At 61.8% G+C, this 17,781-nt stretch carries 19 protein-coding genes and 1 pseudogene; all 20 read right to left on the bottom strand.

The window, feature by feature from the left end:
- Window positions 1-34: 34 nt before the first annotated feature.
- Window positions 35-1,234 carry an aminotransferase class V-fold PLP-dependent enzyme gene (locus tag NKJ28_RS15390; protein WP_352636360.1) on the bottom strand — a complete coding sequence of 400 codons (1,200 nt, stop codon included), beginning with the start codon at window positions 1,232-1,234 and terminating at the stop codon, window positions 35-37.
- Window positions 1,235-1,264: 30 nt separating this feature from the next.
- Window positions 1,265-1,372, bottom strand: a pseudogene (locus NKJ28_RS15385) (RidA family protein); the annotation flags it as partial.
- 63 nt (window positions 1,373-1,435) lie between these two features.
- Window positions 1,436-2,413, bottom strand: a complete 978-nt coding sequence (locus NKJ28_RS15380) for an ABC transporter ATP-binding protein (RefSeq protein ID WP_352636434.1) — start codon at window positions 2,411-2,413, stop codon at window positions 1,436-1,438.
- Between the two features lie 11 nt (window positions 2,414-2,424).
- Window positions 2,425-3,444 carry an ABC transporter ATP-binding protein gene (locus NKJ28_RS15375; RefSeq protein ID WP_352636358.1) on the bottom strand — a complete coding sequence of 340 codons (1,020 nt, stop codon included), beginning with the start codon at window positions 3,442-3,444 and terminating at the stop codon, window positions 2,425-2,427.
- Complete coding sequence (locus tag NKJ28_RS15370) at window positions 3,441-4,664, bottom strand: amidohydrolase/deacetylase family metallohydrolase (protein WP_352636356.1); 1,224 nt, start codon at window positions 4,662-4,664, stop codon at window positions 3,441-3,443. The genes NKJ28_RS15375 and NKJ28_RS15370 overlap by 4 nt, the downstream gene beginning before the upstream one ends.
- Complete coding sequence (locus tag NKJ28_RS15365) at window positions 4,664-5,527, bottom strand: ABC transporter permease (protein WP_352636354.1); 864 nt, start codon at window positions 5,525-5,527, stop codon at window positions 4,664-4,666. The genes NKJ28_RS15370 and NKJ28_RS15365 overlap by 1 nt, the downstream gene beginning before the upstream one ends.
- On the bottom strand, window positions 5,527-6,468 hold the full coding sequence (locus tag NKJ28_RS15360; protein WP_352636352.1) for an ABC transporter permease: 942 nt from the start codon (window positions 6,466-6,468) through the stop codon (window positions 5,527-5,529). Before NKJ28_RS15360 ends, NKJ28_RS15365 begins: the two co-directional genes overlap by 1 nt.
- Before the next feature lie 105 nt (window positions 6,469-6,573).
- Complete coding sequence (locus NKJ28_RS15355; RefSeq protein ID WP_502902192.1) at window positions 6,574-8,112, bottom strand: ABC transporter substrate-binding protein; 1,539 nt, start codon at window positions 8,110-8,112, stop codon at window positions 6,574-6,576.
- Window positions 8,113-8,630: 518 nt separating this feature from the next.
- On the bottom strand, window positions 8,631-9,542 hold the full coding sequence (locus NKJ28_RS15350; RefSeq protein ID WP_352636350.1) for a D-glutamate cyclase family protein: 912 nt from the start codon (window positions 9,540-9,542) through the stop codon (window positions 8,631-8,633).
- 94 nt (window positions 9,543-9,636) lie between these two features.
- The gene (sctT, locus tag NKJ28_RS15345) at window positions 9,637-10,452 is read right to left on the bottom strand and encodes a type III secretion system export apparatus subunit SctT (protein ID WP_352636348.1); all 816 of its coding nucleotides are present in this window, start codon (window positions 10,450-10,452) and stop codon (window positions 9,637-9,639) included.
- Between the two features lie 9 nt (window positions 10,453-10,461).
- On the bottom strand, window positions 10,462-10,731 hold the full coding sequence (locus NKJ28_RS15340) for an EscS/YscS/HrcS family type III secretion system export apparatus protein (protein ID WP_352467364.1): 270 nt from the start codon (window positions 10,729-10,731) through the stop codon (window positions 10,462-10,464).
- Window positions 10,732-10,748: 17 nt separating this feature from the next.
- Window positions 10,749-11,402 (bottom strand): type III secretion system export apparatus subunit SctR, encoded by a 654-nt coding sequence (sctR, locus tag NKJ28_RS15335; protein ID WP_352454246.1) that lies wholly within the window; start codon window positions 11,400-11,402, stop codon window positions 10,749-10,751.
- A complete protein-coding gene (gene sctQ, locus NKJ28_RS15330; RefSeq protein WP_352636345.1) occupies window positions 11,395-12,516 on the bottom strand; it encodes a type III secretion system cytoplasmic ring protein SctQ in 1,122 nt (373 codons plus the stop codon). The genes sctR and sctQ overlap by 8 nt, the downstream gene beginning before the upstream one ends.
- A gap of 20 nt (window positions 12,517-12,536) precedes the next feature.
- The gene (locus tag NKJ28_RS15325) at window positions 12,537-13,019 is read right to left on the bottom strand and encodes a hypothetical protein (RefSeq protein ID WP_352636343.1); all 483 of its coding nucleotides are present in this window, start codon (window positions 13,017-13,019) and stop codon (window positions 12,537-12,539) included.
- Window positions 13,006-14,364 carry a FliI/YscN family ATPase gene (locus tag NKJ28_RS15320; protein ID WP_352636341.1) on the bottom strand — a complete coding sequence of 453 codons (1,359 nt, stop codon included), beginning with the start codon at window positions 14,362-14,364 and terminating at the stop codon, window positions 13,006-13,008. The genes NKJ28_RS15325 and NKJ28_RS15320 overlap by 14 nt, the downstream gene beginning before the upstream one ends.
- Entirely contained in the window at window positions 14,361-14,975 is a 615-nt protein-coding gene (gene sctL, locus NKJ28_RS15315; protein ID WP_352636339.1) for a type III secretion system stator protein SctL, read from the bottom strand. Before sctL ends, NKJ28_RS15320 begins: the two co-directional genes overlap by 4 nt.
- A gap of 5 nt (window positions 14,976-14,980) precedes the next feature.
- The gene (locus NKJ28_RS15310; RefSeq protein WP_352636337.1) at window positions 14,981-15,601 is read right to left on the bottom strand and encodes a SctK family type III secretion system sorting platform protein; all 621 of its coding nucleotides are present in this window, start codon (window positions 15,599-15,601) and stop codon (window positions 14,981-14,983) included.
- The gene (gene sctJ, locus NKJ28_RS15305; protein ID WP_352636335.1) at window positions 15,598-16,425 is read right to left on the bottom strand and encodes a type III secretion system inner membrane ring lipoprotein SctJ; all 828 of its coding nucleotides are present in this window, start codon (window positions 16,423-16,425) and stop codon (window positions 15,598-15,600) included. The genes NKJ28_RS15310 and sctJ overlap by 4 nt, the downstream gene beginning before the upstream one ends.
- A 22-nt stretch (window positions 16,426-16,447) precedes the next feature.
- On the bottom strand, window positions 16,448-17,077 hold the full coding sequence (locus tag NKJ28_RS15300) for a hypothetical protein (RefSeq protein WP_352636333.1): 630 nt from the start codon (window positions 17,075-17,077) through the stop codon (window positions 16,448-16,450).
- 17 nt (window positions 17,078-17,094) lie between these two features.
- Window positions 17,095-17,685: a type III secretion protein gene (locus tag NKJ28_RS15295; protein WP_352636331.1), complete on the bottom strand. Its 591-nt coding sequence runs from the start codon at window positions 17,683-17,685 to the stop codon at window positions 17,095-17,097.
- Window positions 17,686-17,781: the final 96 nt, after the last annotated feature.

Here is a 17,781-nt window from a genome sequence, read left to right as displayed (position 1 = left end):
TGTAAGGCAGCCGGGGCATTTACCACAGCCACCCTCAATCCGGCCAGTTGAGGATCGCAGCCTCGCGGGCCATGAGACGCTCGTTCCATGGTGTGGCGATGATCGCATTCGACTTGCGCGCGCCATCAAGCTCCTCGGCAAGCCGTGCCGCCACGACGAATTCTTCGTCGGGATGCAAATTGCATGGATCGAGGAAGAAATAGCCGTGCTCGACCTCATAGTCGCGGACGACCACCGGCGGATTGCCGGTTGCCATCCGGTCGGCCAGATCCCAGGCCGTAATGCGGGCTTGGGCGGCATTCACCCACACCTTCAAGCGATCGAGCGGATTGCTGGTCGGGTCGGGTACGATAGCGGCGGTGACGCCAGGCCGCCCCTCGAGCGCTTGCGCCCAGCAATCGAGCGCTCGGCGTTCGCGAGCGCGGATACCGTCATGGTCACGCGTTTTCCAGGCCTGGAGAGCAGCGAGCGCACCGACGATGCCTTCCTTGCCGACTTTCATACCGCGCCCGATGCCTCGGTTCTGCAGATAGGCGTCGCGCACCCGCGCCTTCGTGCCTGCGACGATGCCGGATGTCGGGCCGCCCAGGAATTTGTGACCCGAATACAGCACCAGATCGGCTCCGCTGGCGAGAAAGCCCGCCAGGTCGTATTCGGACGCTGCGTCGACGATGACCGGGACCCCGCGTGCATGGGCGGCTTCGACGAACATCTTCAGCGCGATTTGCCCATACTCTACGACATGGTGTGACACGACATAGATTGCTGCAGCAGTGCGCTCGGTGATGGCGCCTGAGAGCTGATACGCCGAGGCGCTGGTCGCCTGACCGACCGGCACGACCTTGGCGCCGGCGAGACGGATCGCCTGTTCGATCGGTGCGCCGTAGCTGACCATGTGGCCGGACTGGATGACGACCTCGTCTTTCAGTCCCGCGGCATCCGGCAGCCGTTCGATCGCAGCAAGGTCCGAGCCGGTCATGCTGGCCGCCACGGCCAGGCTGATTGCCGCGGAACAGGAGGCGGTGATGAAGCCGGCCTCCGCGCCCGTCAATTCGGCGATCACGGCGCTGGCCTTGCGGTGCAGATCGGCCATTTCGACAAACTCGGTGAGAATGCCGGACACGGCCTCGACAGCCGCGGGAACGACAATGGAGGCGCCGAGCGAGGTCATCGTGCCAGAGACGTTGATGACGGGCCTGAGGCCCAGATGGCTGCGGATGTCGTCGACAGGCATGGTCTTGTGCTCCGGCTATTCGTGATCCGATCAATCAATGGCGATGACGGCTTCGATTTCGACGGTTATTCTTCCCGGCAGTGATCCGTGGCCGACCGCAGAGCGGGCATGAGTGCCGCCCTCGCCGAAAACATCGATGAGTCGTAGGGCGTGCTTTCGGGTCGCTTCATGAGCTCGGAAAAAGTCATACACAAACTCCAATCAGATCGTTTTTTCGTTGTGCCGGATGCAGGCGACGTGATGTCCGTCGCCGATATCGTCGAGGGGCGGAATGATTCCGGCGCAGGCGGCAATTGCCTCCGGACAGCGGGTGCGGAAGACGCAGCCGGAAGGCGGGTCAATCGGGCTTGGAATGTCACCGTGCAAGGCGACGTGGGTGCGCCGGCGAGTCGGGTCGGGCACGGGTGCCGTCGCCAGCAATGCCCTGGTGTATGGGTGCCGCGGCGCGGCGTAGAGAAGACGGCTCGGACCACGCTCCATGACGCGGCCGAGATACATCACCACCACTTCGTCGCAAAGGTATTCGACCACCGAGAGATCATGCGCGATGAACAGCAGCGTCAGGCCGAGCCGCTTTTGCAACTCACCGAGCAAGTTGAGCACCTGCGCCTGCACCGACACATCAAGCGCTGAGACCGGCTCGTCGGCGACGACGAATTCCGGCTCGACGGCGAGCGCGCGCGCAATGCCGATGCGTTGGCGCTGGCCGCCGGAGAATTCGTGCGGGTAGCGCGCGGCGTGATCGGGCGATAGGCCGACCAGCGTCAGCAGTTCGGCGACCCTGTCGGCACGCCGCTTGCCTCGCGGAAAGCCGCGTGCGTCGAGTGCCTCGCCGATGATGGCGGCGATACGCATGCGCGGGTTGAGGCTGGAGAATGGATCCTGGAACACGATCTGCAGCTTTTGCCGGTAGCCGCGCATTTCACGTGCGGACAGCGAAAACAGATCGACGCCGTCGAACAGCGCCTTGCCTCTGGTCGGCTCCACCAGCCTGAGCATGGCGCGCCCGACGGTGGTCTTGCCGGAGCCGGACTCGCCGACCAGCCCGACCGTCGAGCCACGTCCGACATCGAAGCTGACATCCTCGACAGCATGAATGATGCGGCCGTTGCGGGCGGGAAAATGCTTTGTCAGACCCTGCACGCTGAGCAATGGCGCAGCCTCCGCACGATCGGCCATCACCGCGGCGCTCACAGCTCTGCGCTCCTGATGCAACGGGAAGCGCCGTGCGGCCCTGCCGGGATCAATGGCGGGGGCGCCGCCCGACAGGGCGCAATAGCGAAGTCACAGCGCGGTTCGAAGGCGCAACCCGGGGGCAGTGCGGTGATCGGCGGCACGCTGCCGGGAATGGAATAGAGCGCCCGGCGCTCGCCGTCGTCACCGATGTCGCGCGCGGCATTGGGCGTGCAGGCCAGCAGCCCCCTCGTGTAGGGATGGCGCTGGTGCGCAAACAGGTCGTTGACTGGTGCCTGCTCGACGGCACGGCCGCCATACATGACGACAACATCATGGGCGATCTCGGCGACGACGCCGAGATTGTGGGTGATGAAAAGGATCGACATGCCCATCTCGACCTGCAGGCGACGCAAGAGATCGAGGATCTGCGCCTGGATGGTGACGTCGAGGGCGGTAGTCGGCTCGTCGGCGATCAGCAGCGACGGATTGCAGGCGAGTGCCATGGCGATCATGACGCGCTGGCGCATGCCGCCGGACATCTGATGTGGATAGTCGTCGAGCCGCGAGACGGCGTCCGGAATCTCGACATGCTTCAGCATGGCGAGCGCACGGCTGCGCGCTTCCTGCCGGTTCACCGGCTCGTGCAGCACGATCATCTCGCCGATCTGGTCGCCGACCGTGAAGAGCGGGTTCAGGCTGGTCATCGGCTCCTGGAAAATCATCGCGATTTCCCGGCCGCGTACCTTGCGGAATTCCTTCTGGGTAAATCCGGCGAGGTCGTGCACATGCTCCTGCCGGTCGCGGAACAATATCTGGCCGCCGGCGATTCTTCCGGGCCGTGACAGCAGGCCCATGATCGACAGGCTGGTCACCGACTTGCCGGAGCCGGATTCTCCGACCACGGCCAGCGTCTTGCCGTGCTTCAGGTCGAAGGTGACGCCATCGACCGCCTTGGCGGTAAGACGGCGGGTCTGAAACCAGGTCCGTAAGTCCCGAACCGACAGGATGACGTCGCTGGCGATCGAGCCGCTCATGATTTCCACCCGCAATGCGGACAGACGGGCACACTGCCCGCAGAACCTTCCGGCGGCAGGTGGCGGTGGGCAACGATCGCCTCGGCACCGAGGACAGCGTAGCGCGGCTCGAATAGCCGGTGCAGCGTGCTTGTCGCCCCTTGCGAATCCTTCACGGTGAGTTCGGCCTCGACGAGGTCGAACAAAGTGAATTCCGCTGGCCTGCCCTTTTTCAGCAGCCCGTTGGCGGGCAACCGGATGGCGCGGCGCGGCGCCGTCGTCGAGGCCGTGACCACATCCTCGAATGCCATGCCGAGCGACAACAGCTTCGACATGGTGGTTGCCATATCCCACACCGCGCCGTCGAGCGAACGGTTGTGCAGGTCGGTCGAGATCGTCTTCGGTGGCAGACCGCGCTCTAGCGCCGCCTTGGCGACATCGAAGGAGAAGGAGGCGCCGCCGTGGCCGACATCAAGCACAATGCCGCGCTGCGCCGCATCCTCGGCGAGCCGATAAAGATCGTCGTCCTCGATGATCGAGCCGCCGGCCTTGCCATTGAAGCAATGAGTGACGATGTCGCCTTCGCTCAGCAGGCCGAGAACGTCGTCATAGAGTGGCGGCGGCTCACCAACGTGCACCATCAGCGGCAGCTTGAGGATGCGGCCGAGCTTCTTCGCCAGCCGGACCGGCGTCAGACCCCAGCCGCCGGTAATGACGTGGCTGGCGCGCACCTTCAGTCCGACGATGACGTCGCGGTGGGCCTCGACGGTGGCAATGGTGCGGTCGATATCGATCGAGCGCATGTCGATCAGCTCACTGACACGGTTGCAGGCGACGAGACCGATCGAACCTATGTTCAGGAACGCGTATATGTTCTCTCGCGCCGGCTCTATGATGAACTCGCGAAAGCCGTGGAAATTCGCTTCGCCGGCCGAGCCGGCATCGACCATCGTGGTGACGCCTCGGGTGGCGCCACATTGCTGCGGCCGCAGCGAAATGTCGGTGCCGCCGTACCAGACATGCACGTGGAGGTCGGTCCAGCCGGGCGACAGGAACGCGCCATTGGCGTCAAGCATCTTCACATCGTCACCAACGACGATCGTTGAGCCAGTTTCGGCGATGCGGCCATCCTTGCCGATCAGCACGTCGATGGTCTGGCCAAACCCGCCGCCGAAGCCGACTGGTTTTGCGCCCTTGATCAACAGCGGCCTTTCGGATTGGGAAGAGCGATTGCCGAACATCAGATGTCCTTTGCCAGACGAGGATCGAGAAGGTCGCGCAAGCCGTCGCCGACGAGCTGCAGTGACAGCACGGTGACGACGATGGCGCTGCCGGGAAACATCATGATCCAGCCGGCCTGATCCATGTATTGACGGCCGGTGGCGATCATTGTGCCCCAGGTCGGGATATCGGGCGATATGCCGACGCCAAGGAAGGACAGACCGGCCTCGGCCAGGATGGCGTTGGCGAAGATGAAGGTTGCCTGTACCAGCAATGGAGAGGTGACGTTGCGCAGGACGTGGCGCACCAGGATAACCGGCGTCGGCACGCCGAGTGCGCGGGCCGCCTCGACATAGGGGAGTTCGCGAATGACCAGCGTCGAGGCCCGCACGACGCGTGCGAGCCGCGGCGCATAAACCACGCCGAGGGCGACCACGACATTGAAAGCGGTGGCGCCTAGTGCCGCCACGAGCGCAATTGCGAGCAATATGTCGGGAAAAGCCATCATGGCGTCGATCAACCGCGACACCGGCGCGTCGAGCCTTCTGAAGAAGCCGGAAGTCAGTCCCAAAACGACGCCGATGATCGAGGCGAAGATCACGACAGCAAAGCCGACCGTCAGCGAAGTGCGCGCGGCGTAGAGCATGCGGGTAAAGATATCGCGCCCGAGATCGTCGGTGCCGAACAGGTGGTCGAGGCTCGGCGGATGCAGCCGGCTGGCAATGGAGAGCTTGGTCGGTGCGTAGGGGGCGATGACTGGCGCGAGGATTGCGGCGAGCACGATGACCATCATTACGGCGATGCCCACCGCCGCCGTCGGCCGGGTCATCAGCCGCGAGAGGATATTTGGCTCTGCCTGGAGCGGCACCGAGATAGCGGCCATCAGTAGCGAACCCTCGGATCGACAGCCAGATAGAGCATGTCGATGGCGAAATTGACCAAGACGTACAGCCCGGCAATGACCAGCAGCGCGCCTTGGATAACCGGATAGTCGCGCCGTAAAACCGCCGAGACGACCAAGCTGCCGACGCCGGGCAGGCCGAACACCGTCTCGGTCACCACCGCACCGGAGATGAGCAGTGCCGCGGTCAGGCCGATGACGGTGAGGATGGGGATCAAGGCATTTCTGAAGGCATGCTTCAGCACCACACGCCATTCGCTCATGCCTTTGGACCGGGCGGTCCGCACATAGTCGTCACTGAGCACGTCGAGCATCGAGGCGCGAGTGAAGCGGGTGATCAGTGCCGAGCTTATGAGACCGAGCGCCAGCGCCGGCAGCACCAGATGGTCAAGCCGGTCGGCAAACGAAGCTCCCGGCCCTCCATAGCCAGATGTGTCGAACCAGCCGAGCTTCACGGCGAAGAACTGAATGAACAAAAGGCCGAGCCAGAAGCTCGGCACGCTGGCCGCGAACATGGCAATCGTGGTTGCCGCCTGGTCGAAGATAGAGCCGCGCTTGTAGGCCGACAGGATTCCGACCGGCAGCGCGATGAGCGTCGCGATCGCCAGGGAAAAAACGGTGAGAAAGAATGTCGGTTCGGCGCGTTGGGCAAGCGCGGTCGTGACCGGCTCGCCCAGGAAGATCGACTGGCCGAAGTCGCCTCGGACGACATCGAGAACGTAGCGCCCGAACTGTTCGAGGATGGAGCCGTCGAGGCCGAGCTTGGACCGCAGCGCGGCTATATCGGCGGCCGTGGCGTCTGGACCCAGCATGACCGCCGCCGGATCGCCGGGCGTCACCCGTACGATGACGAACACGATCGTGACGACCAGCGCCATGACGACGATCATGCCGAGAAGTCTGTTGAGGATTGAGCGCAGCATCGGCCATCTCTGAGCAATCATCGAACGGTTTGCCGGGCGCCGGCTTTGTCGGCCGGCACCCGGCCGCCTATCCTTGGGTTGAGGCGGAAGGTGGAAGGAGCCGTCTCAGTTGCCTTCCAGATAAGCGTTCCAGAAATAGGGCCATGGCGCCGGCGTCACGCCTTTCAGCTTGGGGGCCTGGGCGGCCAAGGCGTTGAAGTCGCCGACCTTGAACGCTGGAACCTCGTCGTAGATCGCCTTCTGGACATCTGCGAACAGCGCGACGCGCTTGGCCGGATCGGCTTCGGCGTTGAACGCCTCAAGCACCTGGTGCTTGCGATCCGAAACCCACCAACCCGGCGAGGAATCCGACATTATGCCAGTGAGCGACGGCTCGGGCAGGAACGGACTGTGAGTAATGTAGATGTCCCACAGCGCCGGGTCGGTGCGGTTCTTGGTCAGCGTCGCCCATTCGACCACATCGAGCTGGACCTGGAAGCCGGCGGCTTTCAGATACTCGGCCGCGACCTGCGCCATCTTGTAGTGGAACTCGTACTGGCGGCTGGTGAGGATGCGCAAAGGCTTGCCGCCATAGCCGGCTTCCTTCAGCAGCGCCGCAGCCGCTTCGGTGTCGCCATCGGGCTTGTAGGGCTCGGTGCCGGCGTCCGTGTGCCAGGCAAAGCCTTGCGGATACATGTCGCCGTCGGCTGCGAAGAAGTCCTTCGATCCGAATGCGGCGAGCAGCATGTCGTTCGGCGCCAGCGCCGCTTGTATCGCCTTGCGGATGCGAATGTCGGAATTCAGCCCCTGCTTGGTATTCAGCACGAATACCGGCCAGCCGAACGGCTTCAAGATGACCGGCTGGGTCTTGCCACCCGACATTTTGTCAAAGGACTCGACCGGCAACGAGTCAACATAGGCGAACTGACCGGAGACAGCGCCTTCGACGCGCGTGTTCGCGTCGGGAACCGGCACGAAACGGATTTCGTCGAGATACTGTTTTCTGGCGCCACCATAGCCGTTGGGTTCGCCGTCGCGCGACTTGTAGCCGTCGAACCGGGCAAGCTGGATGTACTGGTCAGGTTTGCGTTCCTTCAACATGTAGGGGCCGGTACCGACGACGCTGGTCAGCGGCTCCTGTCCCACGTTTTCCGACGGGATGATGATCGCGGCGGCATTGTTCAGCGACAGCAGCGACAGAAGCGGCGCGAACGGCTTTTTCAGCGTGATTTTGATGGTGTTGTCGTCAACGGCGTCGACCGCGGCGATGACTTCGGCTGCCTGCTTGCCGCGCGTGGCAATCTTCATCCAGCGTTGCAGCGAAGCGACCACGTCGGCCGAATTCATATCGCTGCCGTCGTGGAACTTTACGCCGGCTCTGAGCGGGATGGTGTAGGTAAGGCCATCCGGCGAAATCTGTGGCATGTCGGCGGCCAACAGCGGCGTGATGCCCCAATCCTTGTCGAAGGTATAGAGCGTCTCGTAGATATGCTGCGTGACGATGCCAACCAGATCGGCGGTCGAGGTCATCGGATCGAGCGTCGGCGGCTCCCCAATGGTCGCCACGTCGATCACTCCACCTTTAGCGGGCTCGGCCCAGGCAGCGCCTGTCGCCGGCAGCATAAGCGCGGCGAGCGAAGCGACGATTTGCAAGAAACGCTTCATCTTGGTTCCCTTCGCTGTATTCCATAGTAATGGAATTTGTATCCTAGTTACGGATCAAGTAAACGCATCTGGATATGGCAACGTCAAGCTTTTTTCGTCGAGCGGAAGCTCCGAAACCAAGGGTTCGCAACGAACTCGGTAGACGTGGAACCCCGTCCTGCCGTCGGTCGGCCAGGATGCGGCGCTCAGTGACAGGTTCCCGCACCAGCTCTCTGGCGGATCAGTTCCGGAACCTTATACCGCTACCGAAGGTTGATGTACCGAGCTGGGCGAATAAGCCAGAAGCCCAGCCAGAGCGGCAGATAAAATGAATGAGCTCAATCGAGTACAGTCCGAAATCATCACCGCTGACCTACTCTTCGCGAGGGTCATGCACGACTATGACTACCAAGCTTCGAGGCGCAGTCAGGGCTCTCGCGAAAGGCCGTGGTGGGGTCCACGGTCAGAGGCCATCCCGTCGGCCCTGCTGTCGAGGTGCTTCGGAGCGTTGGATCAGGCAAGCTCTGACTTGAGCACGATCATTGCAAGCTCGCGCCAAGCTCGACATTAGGCCAAGGCAGCGCCCGTGCATCCACGTCGGTGATCAGCATATGACCCGGCGACACTGTGATCGAGATCGCGAGTTCGGCACGAGCAAGAGCGTCTTGGGCGGTCAGGCTGCTGGCCCAGAATACAGGCACCTCCCCTTCCAAGACTTCGACGGCATCGCCCCAGTCGGGAGCCATCAAATTTCGGATCCCGATCGTCGTGGGCTCGCCGACATGGATGGGGGACCCGTGCGCATGCGGAAAACGCGCGGTGAGCGCGCGAACCTTGTCGACGTCGCTATGCCTTATCGGGCGCATTGAGACGACCATTTCGCCACCGAACGGTCCGACTTGAGACGTCTCGATCTTGGTGCGGAACTTGGGGGCGGTTTTTCCACGGCCGATGCGCCGGAATTTCACGCCCTTTTCGACAAGTGCGCCCTCGACGGTGAGCGAACTGCCGAGCGCGAAAGCCGCAAAGTCATCTCGCCATAGGTCGATGATGTCTGTGGTCTGCCGGATCATCTCGCCGAAGTAATAGATGCTGTACTGTGGCGCATCGGTACGGATATCGATATCGCCCAGCGCTGGCAGCAATGGGCTGCCCGCACGGCTTACGCCCACCAAAGGGCAGGGTTTCGGATTGCGGACGCAAAACTGATGGAAATCGGCGGCAAAGCTGCGGGGCACAATCACGACGTTGGCCTGGAGCTTGCCGCGCGCAAGCCCTCCCGTATGCCCTTCATAGGCACCCATCCTGACGAGCCTGCGTAGCCTGTCCGCATCGACCATTCGCAAATCCTCGTAGATCAATGAAGTGATCGGGCGAGCCATGGCTTCCAACGGATATGCACGTTTCAGAGACACGTCGAGAGCGCGTAAGATCATTGGCGGGTCGGTCACTTGTCAAATCATCAGAATCTTTCCTCATCGATAAATCGTATTTATTGGCCGGCGAAGGATGGCGCTTTTTATTAGCTTTTGCTCATATTTATTCTCATTGACACTCGCGGCAGCCGATCGCTTCTATCTGTCGGCTTGCCTCATGCAGGAAACCAAGATCGCGGTTCATGTAGAAGAGCAGGAAAGCCGCATAGAGTACAAAGACGAGACTGAACACCAGCGTCTTCACGACCAGCGACAGTGCAAAAACATTCAGGTGCGGAGAGGCCCGCGCCAGGAAAGCCAGCACAATGTCGGACAGGAGCATGCTGATGATGAGTGGGAAAACGAGGGTCAGCGCCATCGCCACGATGCGATGCAGCAGACGCAGGAAAATTCCCGCAGCATCCTTGCTGAATACAGGCAGAAGACTGTCGATCGGCCACAGGCCGTAGCTCTCGTAGAGACTGGTCAGGGAAAGCTGCAGGCCGCCGGCAGCCAGGTAGATTGTGACCATGATGACCGCGAGCAAGGTGCCGGTAGCACTCGTCTCGTGCGTCATCATAGGGTCGATCAGCGTCCCCATCGTAGAGCCCCGCTGCAGGTCGAGGATGTCACCGGCAGCCTCTGCTGCCCAGAACGGTATCCCCATACACAGCCCGAGCGTTACACCGACCACAACCTCCTTGAGAATGTAGGCTGCGATCATCGTGGTCGTGACGTCGCTGTTCGTCAGCTTGCTCACGATCATTGGAAAGATTGGAACTGCCAGCGCCAATGCCACGCCATTGCGCAGAAGCCCTGATAGCGGCACACGCGAAAACAGCGGCATCAGAAGCATGAAACCACCCACGCGTGCGAGCGCGAAAGCGCCTGCCAGGAGATAGACCTGAAGGTCTTTGACAGATGCGAAGAGTGGTTCGACCGGCACCTGCGTGCCTCAACGTGTGACGACGGGGAATTCGTCCAGAGCCGTCGATGCCTGCTGCGCGATCTGCTGGCCAAGCACAGGACCTAAGACGATGATGACCAGCAGGATCACGACAAGCTTGATCGTCTGCGGCAGCGACTGGTCCTGAATCTGTGTCAGCGCCTGGGCAAGGCCGACGAGGATGCCGACCGCCAGTGCCGCAATGATCGCTGGGCTGGACGCGAACAGCACCGTCAAAAGCGCGCTTTGGACCTTCGCCAGGATGAAGTCATTGCTCATGCGTACCCGCCGTGTCGTCAGCCGTAACTCAGGATCAGGCCATGCATCAGCCGCGACCAGCCATCTATGGCGACGAAAAGGAACAGTTTCAGGGGAATCGAAATAAGGACCGGCGAGACCATGATCATGCCGAGCGTCATCAGGATATTGGCGACAACGATGTCGATGATGAGGAAAGGAAGGTAAAGCAGGAAACCGATCTCGAAGGCTCGGGTAAGCTCGGACGCAACAAAGGCCGGAACAAGAATCGAGAGATCGTCGTCCTTCAGGTTCTGCCGCGCCTGTTCCGGCCAAAGGCGGCTCGTTCCATCGAGAAAAAACTGCCGCTCCTGCGGCTGAGTGAATTTCATAAGGTGTCGCTGCAGTGGTTCCCTGACCAGTTGCGCTGCCCTGGCGAGGTCATCGGTCGTCTGGAACTGAACTTGCCCTTCTTGAAGTCGGCCAGACATCTCGCTCAGCAACGGTGTCGTGACATAGACGGTGAGCACAAGCGCTATGCCGTACAGCACCAGATTGGGTGGCATCTGCTGGACGCCGAGTGCATTGCGGATGAGAAACAGCACGACCGAAATCTTCAAGAACCCCGTCATCGTGACCACCGCCAGAGGCAGCAACCCGACGAAGCCGACGGCGATCAGAATACCAAGGAGATTGGGCGAATTCTCAAGCATTATCGAACATACGAAGGATCCGCACGCCCAGGCTTCCCCCAATCCGCACGATCTCGCCAATGCCAACACGTTTACCGCTGGCGATGATGTCGACAATCGCCTCCGTTACATCGGCGAGCGGAACGATGGCGCCGGGCGCAAGCTGCCTCACCTCTCCGAGAGGCATTGCCGTGCGGCCGATTTCGAAAGCGAGTACAACCGGCAACTCGTCCAGAGTTGACTCTTCCAAGGTCTGGCCAACTGACGGCGGCGAGTTCTGATTCATGGTCCACTCCCAATTGGATCCGGCGACGGGGGTCGGCGCGGCAAGCAATTGCGGCCCGGCGGCAGTCAGGGCCACCGATGCATAAAGGTGCTCGGCAATGATGAGTGCCGCGTTGCGTTCTTCCGCCTCATTCCTGAAAAGCACCACGTCGCCAGCCTGGAGGCTTTTCAGCTCGCCAAGGGTTACTTTGAGTGCGCCACGCCGAAGGCAGATCGGCAAAGGAAATTCGGCCGGGATCGGCGGTCTGGCCTTGGCGATCTCGTCAAAAAGACGGCCGATCCGAACCGCCAGGCTGGCGTCACTCGTGTTCAAGACGCAGTCAATCGTCTCCTGGCTGTCGGTCAGGACAAAAGCCAACGGGGTCTCGCCCGAAACCGAAACTGCTTCTGTTTGTGTGACCGAGGTGAGCGCGATACTGTCGCCCAGCTTGGCCTCAATCCATTCGAAATCCTCTTCAAACGCGGATTCCAGCAGCAGTGCGGCGTGAGCGGAGGCCAGCCGCTTCATGTCGACCAGTTCGTCTGCCCTGGCGAAGCCTCGTTCGACCACGGAAAGCGGCAGGCGCAATTTGCCCATCGTGTCTCCGACGGAGAACGCAATGGTGTACCACCGCTGGTCCGCAGGGTTCGGCGCTGGCCAGACGGCGGCAATCGGCACCGCCCTGCCCGCGATCGTGATTTCCGCGTGCGCGCGCCGGTGGTAGAAGGCGTTCAATGCCTCAACGTCGACAGACGCAACAGAGTTCAGCACCAGCCGCTCGCCAACGCTCGACCGTGAGGCCTTGCGTTTTGCCGACTTTACCTGCGCTCTCGTTTTTCCCGACGCAAAGGCTTGGGGCATCACATCCATATTCACGATCACAAAATGGGCTATGTGGGCAGGCGCGTTGGACCGCGCTCTTCCTCCTCGGAAAGCTCGGCAAGCGCCAGGCAACGTCGTGCGGTGCGGTTGATCAGATGCTCCAATACCCCGTCCAGCTTCCTCAGAGCTTTCATGGCCTCACGATGATCATTGCGAGCTGCCGACAGTTCCGCTTGCCGTTGCTGCTCGGCGACGCCGGCCATCTTCTCGTTTTCACGCAATTGCTCGGTTTTTCTGGCGGCGATTTCAAACCGGCCCTGTAGCTGGTGAAGGCTGGCAGCTTTTATCCGATGCCCAATAAGCGAGCCGAACGCTGCATCTTCGGCATCGACCGTGCGCTGCAGGTGCTCCGTGACCGCACTGGCCGCCTGCCGACCCTCCCTCGCGGCCCGGTCCAAAGCGGCGTGCCGTTTGATCACCTCTTCCCTTGCACGGTCCTCACGGCGGCGTCTGAGCTCGCGTAATCGAGTGATCATCTCACGATCTTTCACCGACGATCTCCCGCATGAGTTGGCGTGTCCTCTCCAGGCGCTCATGAGTGGCGGACGCCTGACGCAGAAAGGCGTTGATGACATCGATCTTCGCCACTGCCTCGTCCGCCACGGGATCGCTGCCTTTTTCGAATTCACCGACGCGCAGGAGAAGCTCGATGTCAGCGTAGCGGGCAAGCAGTTCACGTAGGTGGCCGGCGTCGGACCGATGTTCCGGCGCCACAACCGCATCCATGAGGCGGCTTCGGCTGCGCAGGACATCAATGGCCGGGAAATGGTTGCGCTGCGCAAGCTCGCTCGACAAGAAGACGTGGCCATCAAGGAGGGCCTGAACTTCCTCGGCGACAGGGTCCAGCGTACCGTCGCCTTCAATAAGAACGCTGTAGAGGCTGGTGATGGATCCGACGCGACCCGTGCCTGACCGCTCGAGCAGACGGGGCAAGACCGCAAACAGCGAAGACGGAAAGCCGCGACGCGTCGGCGGCTCGCCCGCGGCCAGGCCAATCTCTCGGTGCGCACGGGCAAACCGGGTTAGGTTGTCCATTGCAAGCAACACATGTTTGCCCTGGTCGCGAAAATATTCGGCAATGCTGGTCGCCACATAGGCAGCCTTGACACGCTCAATGGCGGGACGGTCGGAGGTCGCAACAACGACAATGGCCCTCGCCCTGCCCTCGGGCCCGAGCTGTTGTTCGAGGAATTCGCGTACCTCACGTCCGCGCTCTCCAACAAGGGCGACCACCGCGACATCGGCATCGGTGCCGCTGACGATATCGGAAAGCAGGATCGACTTTCCCACGCCCGGTTCGCCAAAGATTCCGACGCGCTGGCCGCGCGCGCAGGTGAGCAGCGCATCGAGCGCGCGTATTCCGAGTTGGATCGGCTGGGAAATCAAGCCGCGCTCCAGCGGAGATGGCGGATAGGCATTGACCGGATAGCTGCCGGTGATGCCGTCCGGCGAAAGCGGCTTGCCGTCCAATGGCTCGCCAAGCGCGCTGATCACGCGACCAAGAAGGCTGGGGCCGACGGGCACCTGCTGGTCTTTTCCGGTCGCCACGACCTCAGTCAGGTTTGAAAGACCGGCCAAATCGCCCAGCGGAACAAGGATCGCCATTTCGTCCATGAGGCCGACGACTTCCGCCTTGGTCACCCTTCCGGTCCTAGGGTCGACGAGTTCGCATATCTCGCCGATACGGGCCTCCTCCACAGTCGCATGAATGACGGTGCCGGCGACACGCCGTACACGCCCCTTCCTGGGCCGGCCGGTATCGTCGCGCAGGCCCGAACGCAAATTCGGAATGATGGAGGCCAGACGGCTTTCGATATCAGCGGCGGGCGCGGTCATCGGACCTCCGTCTTCGGCGCAATCGCGGCAGCTATGGCTTTGAGCTGCGCGTCGATGCTCGCGTCGACGACGGCAAAGTCGGTCGAAACGATGCAGGCGTCCGGAGCCAGCGCGTCATCCGCGTCGATCTCAACCGTCATCGCCAGATCACTCTCGCGCAAGACTGCGTCCAGCTCATCACGAACCCTTTCGATGGACGCGGAATGAACTCGGAGTTTCAGGTACTTGGCGCGGCGGATTTCAGTCACCGCCTGTCTTGCGGCTTTGGCGACAAGCGCGCCGACGTCGAATTCTCCCAGAATTCGCCTGACGATATCGACGGCAAGGCCAATGACTTCGGATTCCAGCCCACCAAAATAGCGATCCACTTTGACCGCCGTCTCGCTGACTAGCCGCGTGGCCTCGGCATCGCCTTGCGTCTTGCCGTCGTGATAGCCCTGCGCATATTCGGCCGCATAGGCTCGCCGAGCCGCGTCGCGCAACTGCTGCGCATCACGCCTTGCTTCATCGAGAAACGCATGCCCATCCTGCAGAGCGCGTACCTCGGCGGCCCGCAGGATCCGAGCGTAGGGACGCCTCAGAGCTTCCGACGCTTTGCCCGATTCGATCATCTCGTCTAGCTCATCGCTCGTCGAACAATCGCGGGGCCGACCTCGGCAAATTGTTCGGCTGACGGCTGGTGGATGAGCTCTTGCGGCACCAGCTTGAGACGCACCCGCATGCTCGTATCGCCCGGCATGATCTGACACCAGGCGCCAAGGCAGCTCAGGCCGTCGCCGTAGACCCGACCGGAAATGTCCTCCAGCGGCCCCAATCGCTCAATCGGGCCGGCCAGATCGCGGTTGGCGAGGGCGAAAGCGCACAGATCAGCCCCAAGCGCCGCCTGCAATGCGGCCGCTTCGCGCCCAACAATGACAGCGGCCAGACTCCCAGCCCAGTAGATCGCGCCCGAGCGAAGTACAAGTTCCTCCAGCTCTTCGCCAGACGACAAGGCGATCGCTCGATCCACCTCATCGGCCGGCTCTTCGACCACTGGAGAGAGCCTATGCCGATCGAGCAGAAGCTTCGACAGTCGCTCCTGCAAGCGTTGCGAGCGCAGCATGCGCTTGCAGGCAGCCTCGCCGATCGCGCCGTCAAAGCACTCCGCGAGCCAAGCCGCATCCACATAGGACGCGGGTTTGGAGATGAATGCCTGCCATTCCGGGCTGGCAGTTTGCTCCGAGCCGGGCTGGGTCATGTTTTCTTCACCGGCATTGCGGCAGCATCGAGCGCGTAGACGCCGGGCCGTCGATACCACTGCATGTAGGCCAACCGACCAGCCAGCACGAATATGGCCGCCGCCATGCCATAAAACAGTGACATCGCGGCGGCGACGCTGTCTGGATGCAGCCACAGGCCGAGGAAGGTGGTGAGACCGGCCTCGCCGGTTTCCTGGTTGGGAGCCGTCGCTGCAACCGGAATGAGGGTGACCGAAACATTGTCATAGGTCAGTCCGGCGATGCCCTTGGCCACCAGCATCTTGACCTGCGGAATGAGCTCATTCATCGGAACGGATGCGCGATGCCGGATGAACACGGAGGCGGAGGACGGTACCAGTTGCTGCCTCAGCGGATCGTTTTCGGGCAGGACGAGATGAACGCGAGCCGAAAGTACGCCGTCGATGTCCGAAATCGTCTGCGACAGCTCCTGGCTCAGACCATAGATCATCGTTGCCCGCTCTTCCACCGGCGAGGACACAAGCCCATCCCTCTTGAACACCTCGCCGAGCGTCTGGAATTCCTGTTTGGGCAAGCCGCTCTCGTCGAGAATGGCCATAGCTTCGGCGAAGCGGCCCTTCTGTACGGAAACCGTCATCTTGCCGTCCTTGCCGACCTCGCGTTGGGCCGGGATTCCGTGACGCATGAGCGTGGCCACGATCTCGTTGGCCTGCCGCTGGTTGAGGTTGGAATACAACTCCACCGAACACGCCTGGAGCACAAGCATACCCATGACAACGAGCGCAACGCGAAACCTGGCGCCGCATCGATCCAATCGCGTTAAACGCCGCAGCGAGGTTGGCATGGGCGCGAACACTCCGCGGCGCTTACTGTTGCTTGATCAGCGTGCTGGTGGACGACGTGACAGCCGTCACGCTGCTCGTAACCACCTCGAGATTGGCGGCCGCCCACATCACCGAAATCGATCGTTCCAGGAGTTGCTCTGCATTCTTGGCTCGGGAGTCTTCGCCTCCCTTGCCGGACAGAGCCATCTTGTCGGCGCGATCCTGCGCGGCGGCCGTTTCAGCACTTTCGGGGGCGTTAGCCTGGCCAAGAGCCTTCTGGACCTGCTGCATGGTTCCTTCCAGCGACTTGACGGCAGAACCGAAAAGGGCCGATGGATCCGTGAACACCCCACCTGCAGCCTTCTCCGTCTCGGCCATGTAGTCGAAGAGTTTGTGCTCGAGGATTGGCTCGGTCTTCTCCGGCTTGAAAGCCTGGCCGCCTATTGCCGGATTGGCGCCGGGCGTCTGCGCCACCTGCTGACCTGCCCGCGTGGCGACATCACTGCGCTCAGGTGTATTGACCTTCGCGGCATCGTGCTTTTCTTGCTTGGCGCCCACCATTCCGTTGCCGGGCTGGGCTGCCGCGCCGACGGTGATTTGCTGCTGCGAACTTATGCTAGTGGTTAAGTTTGCAAGCGTAGCCTCTAGGGCTCCAATCGGTGCGATTTGCAAGAATCTGCCCTCCTGTCCTAGTTCGGTTTGACGGAGGGGACAATCTGCGCCTCCGCCTGCTTTCCGCGGAAAACGCGAACCGACACAGCTTTGCCGGTCTCCTGCTTGGCGCTCGGCGTGGCAGGCACCCCGAGGGTTTTCCTGACGAGCTCGATGTAGGATGGCGGACCCGATACCGAGATGACATCGTCTTGCTTGGAGACCTTTATTGGAAACCGCGGGTCACTGACGCCCAGCCGTGAAAGCCTGTCTTCCGCGCCAGCAGCCATATTGGCATCAAGCGGAATCATTTCCGTCTGGACTTCGGCTTCGGTCGCGACGTTCATGACGATGCCGTCGAAATGCCAGATCAATCCGTATCGATTGCATATCTCTTCGAGGAACTCGCGGGCTGTTCCAACCGGCATGCCGGCGCTCAGGCGCCCCTTTACCAGCTTGCTGACACGCATCGGCACCCGCATGTTGCGGCCGAGCTCAACCAGCGCGTCTGTCACCGACTGATCGATCGTGATGTAGTTGTAAGGGCCAGGGGGCCAGCGCGGTTCGGCAGCAAACGCAGGCTGGGAGCCAAAGCCGAGCGCCAGGACGACGGCAAGCCGGCAGGCCACAAGGGCAGCTCTGCCTCCAGATAACCGATCAGCATGGTTGATACTGGGTCCCGTCACATTGGTCCTATCGAAAGCGACCCACGAGTAATGCCCCGC

Origin of the sequence: Mesorhizobium sp. M0145, assembly GCF_040322355.1 — a bacterium.
In the GTDB taxonomy this organism is placed as follows: Bacteria; Pseudomonadota; Alphaproteobacteria; order Rhizobiales; family Rhizobiaceae; genus Mesorhizobium.
Note: the sequence above shows the minus strand (reverse complement) of the source record. Positions and strands in the feature narration are given on the sequence as shown.

Bases quoted from the DNA above. Each gene is read 5' to 3' on its own strand.
- NKJ28_RS15390 (WP_352636360.1), bottom strand. From the start codon at position 1,234: ATGCCTGTCGACGACATCCGCAGCCATCTGGGCCTCAGGCCCGTCATC.
- NKJ28_RS15380 (WP_352636434.1), bottom strand. From the start codon at position 2,413: ATGGCCGATCGTGCGGAGGCTGCGCCATTGCTCAGCGTGCAGGGTCTG.
- NKJ28_RS15375 (WP_352636358.1), bottom strand. From the start codon at position 3,444: ATGAGCGGCTCGATCGCCAGCGACGTCATCCTGTCGGTTCGGGACTTA.
- NKJ28_RS15370 (WP_352636356.1), bottom strand. From the start codon at position 4,664: ATGTTCGGCAATCGCTCTTCCCAATCCGAAAGGCCGCTGTTGATCAAG.
- NKJ28_RS15365 (WP_352636354.1), bottom strand. From the start codon at position 5,527: ATGGCCGCTATCTCGGTGCCGCTCCAGGCAGAGCCAAATATCCTCTCG.
- NKJ28_RS15360 (WP_352636352.1), bottom strand. From the start codon at position 6,468: ATGCTGCGCTCAATCCTCAACAGACTTCTCGGCATGATCGTCGTCATG.
- NKJ28_RS15355 (WP_502902192.1), bottom strand. From the start codon at position 8,112: ATGAAGCGTTTCTTGCAAATCGTCGCTTCGCTCGCCGCGCTTATGCTG.
- NKJ28_RS15340 (WP_352467364.1), bottom strand. From the start codon at position 10,731: ATGAGCAATGACTTCATCCTGGCGAAGGTCCAAAGCGCGCTTTTGACG.
- sctR (WP_352454246.1), bottom strand. From the start codon at position 11,402: ATGCTTGAGAATTCGCCCAATCTCCTTGGTATTCTGATCGCCGTCGGC.
- sctQ (WP_352636345.1), bottom strand. From the start codon at position 12,516: ATGGATGTGATGCCCCAAGCCTTTGCGTCGGGAAAAACGAGAGCGCAG.
- NKJ28_RS15320 (WP_352636341.1), bottom strand. From the start codon at position 14,364: ATGACCGCGCCCGCCGCTGATATCGAAAGCCGTCTGGCCTCCATCATT.
- sctL (WP_352636339.1), bottom strand. From the start codon at position 14,975: ATGATCGAATCGGGCAAAGCGTCGGAAGCTCTGAGGCGTCCCTACGCT.
- NKJ28_RS15310 (WP_352636337.1), bottom strand. From the start codon at position 15,601: ATGACCCAGCCCGGCTCGGAGCAAACTGCCAGCCCGGAATGGCAGGCA.
- sctJ (WP_352636335.1), bottom strand. From the start codon at position 16,425: ATGCCAACCTCGCTGCGGCGTTTAACGCGATTGGATCGATGCGGCGCC.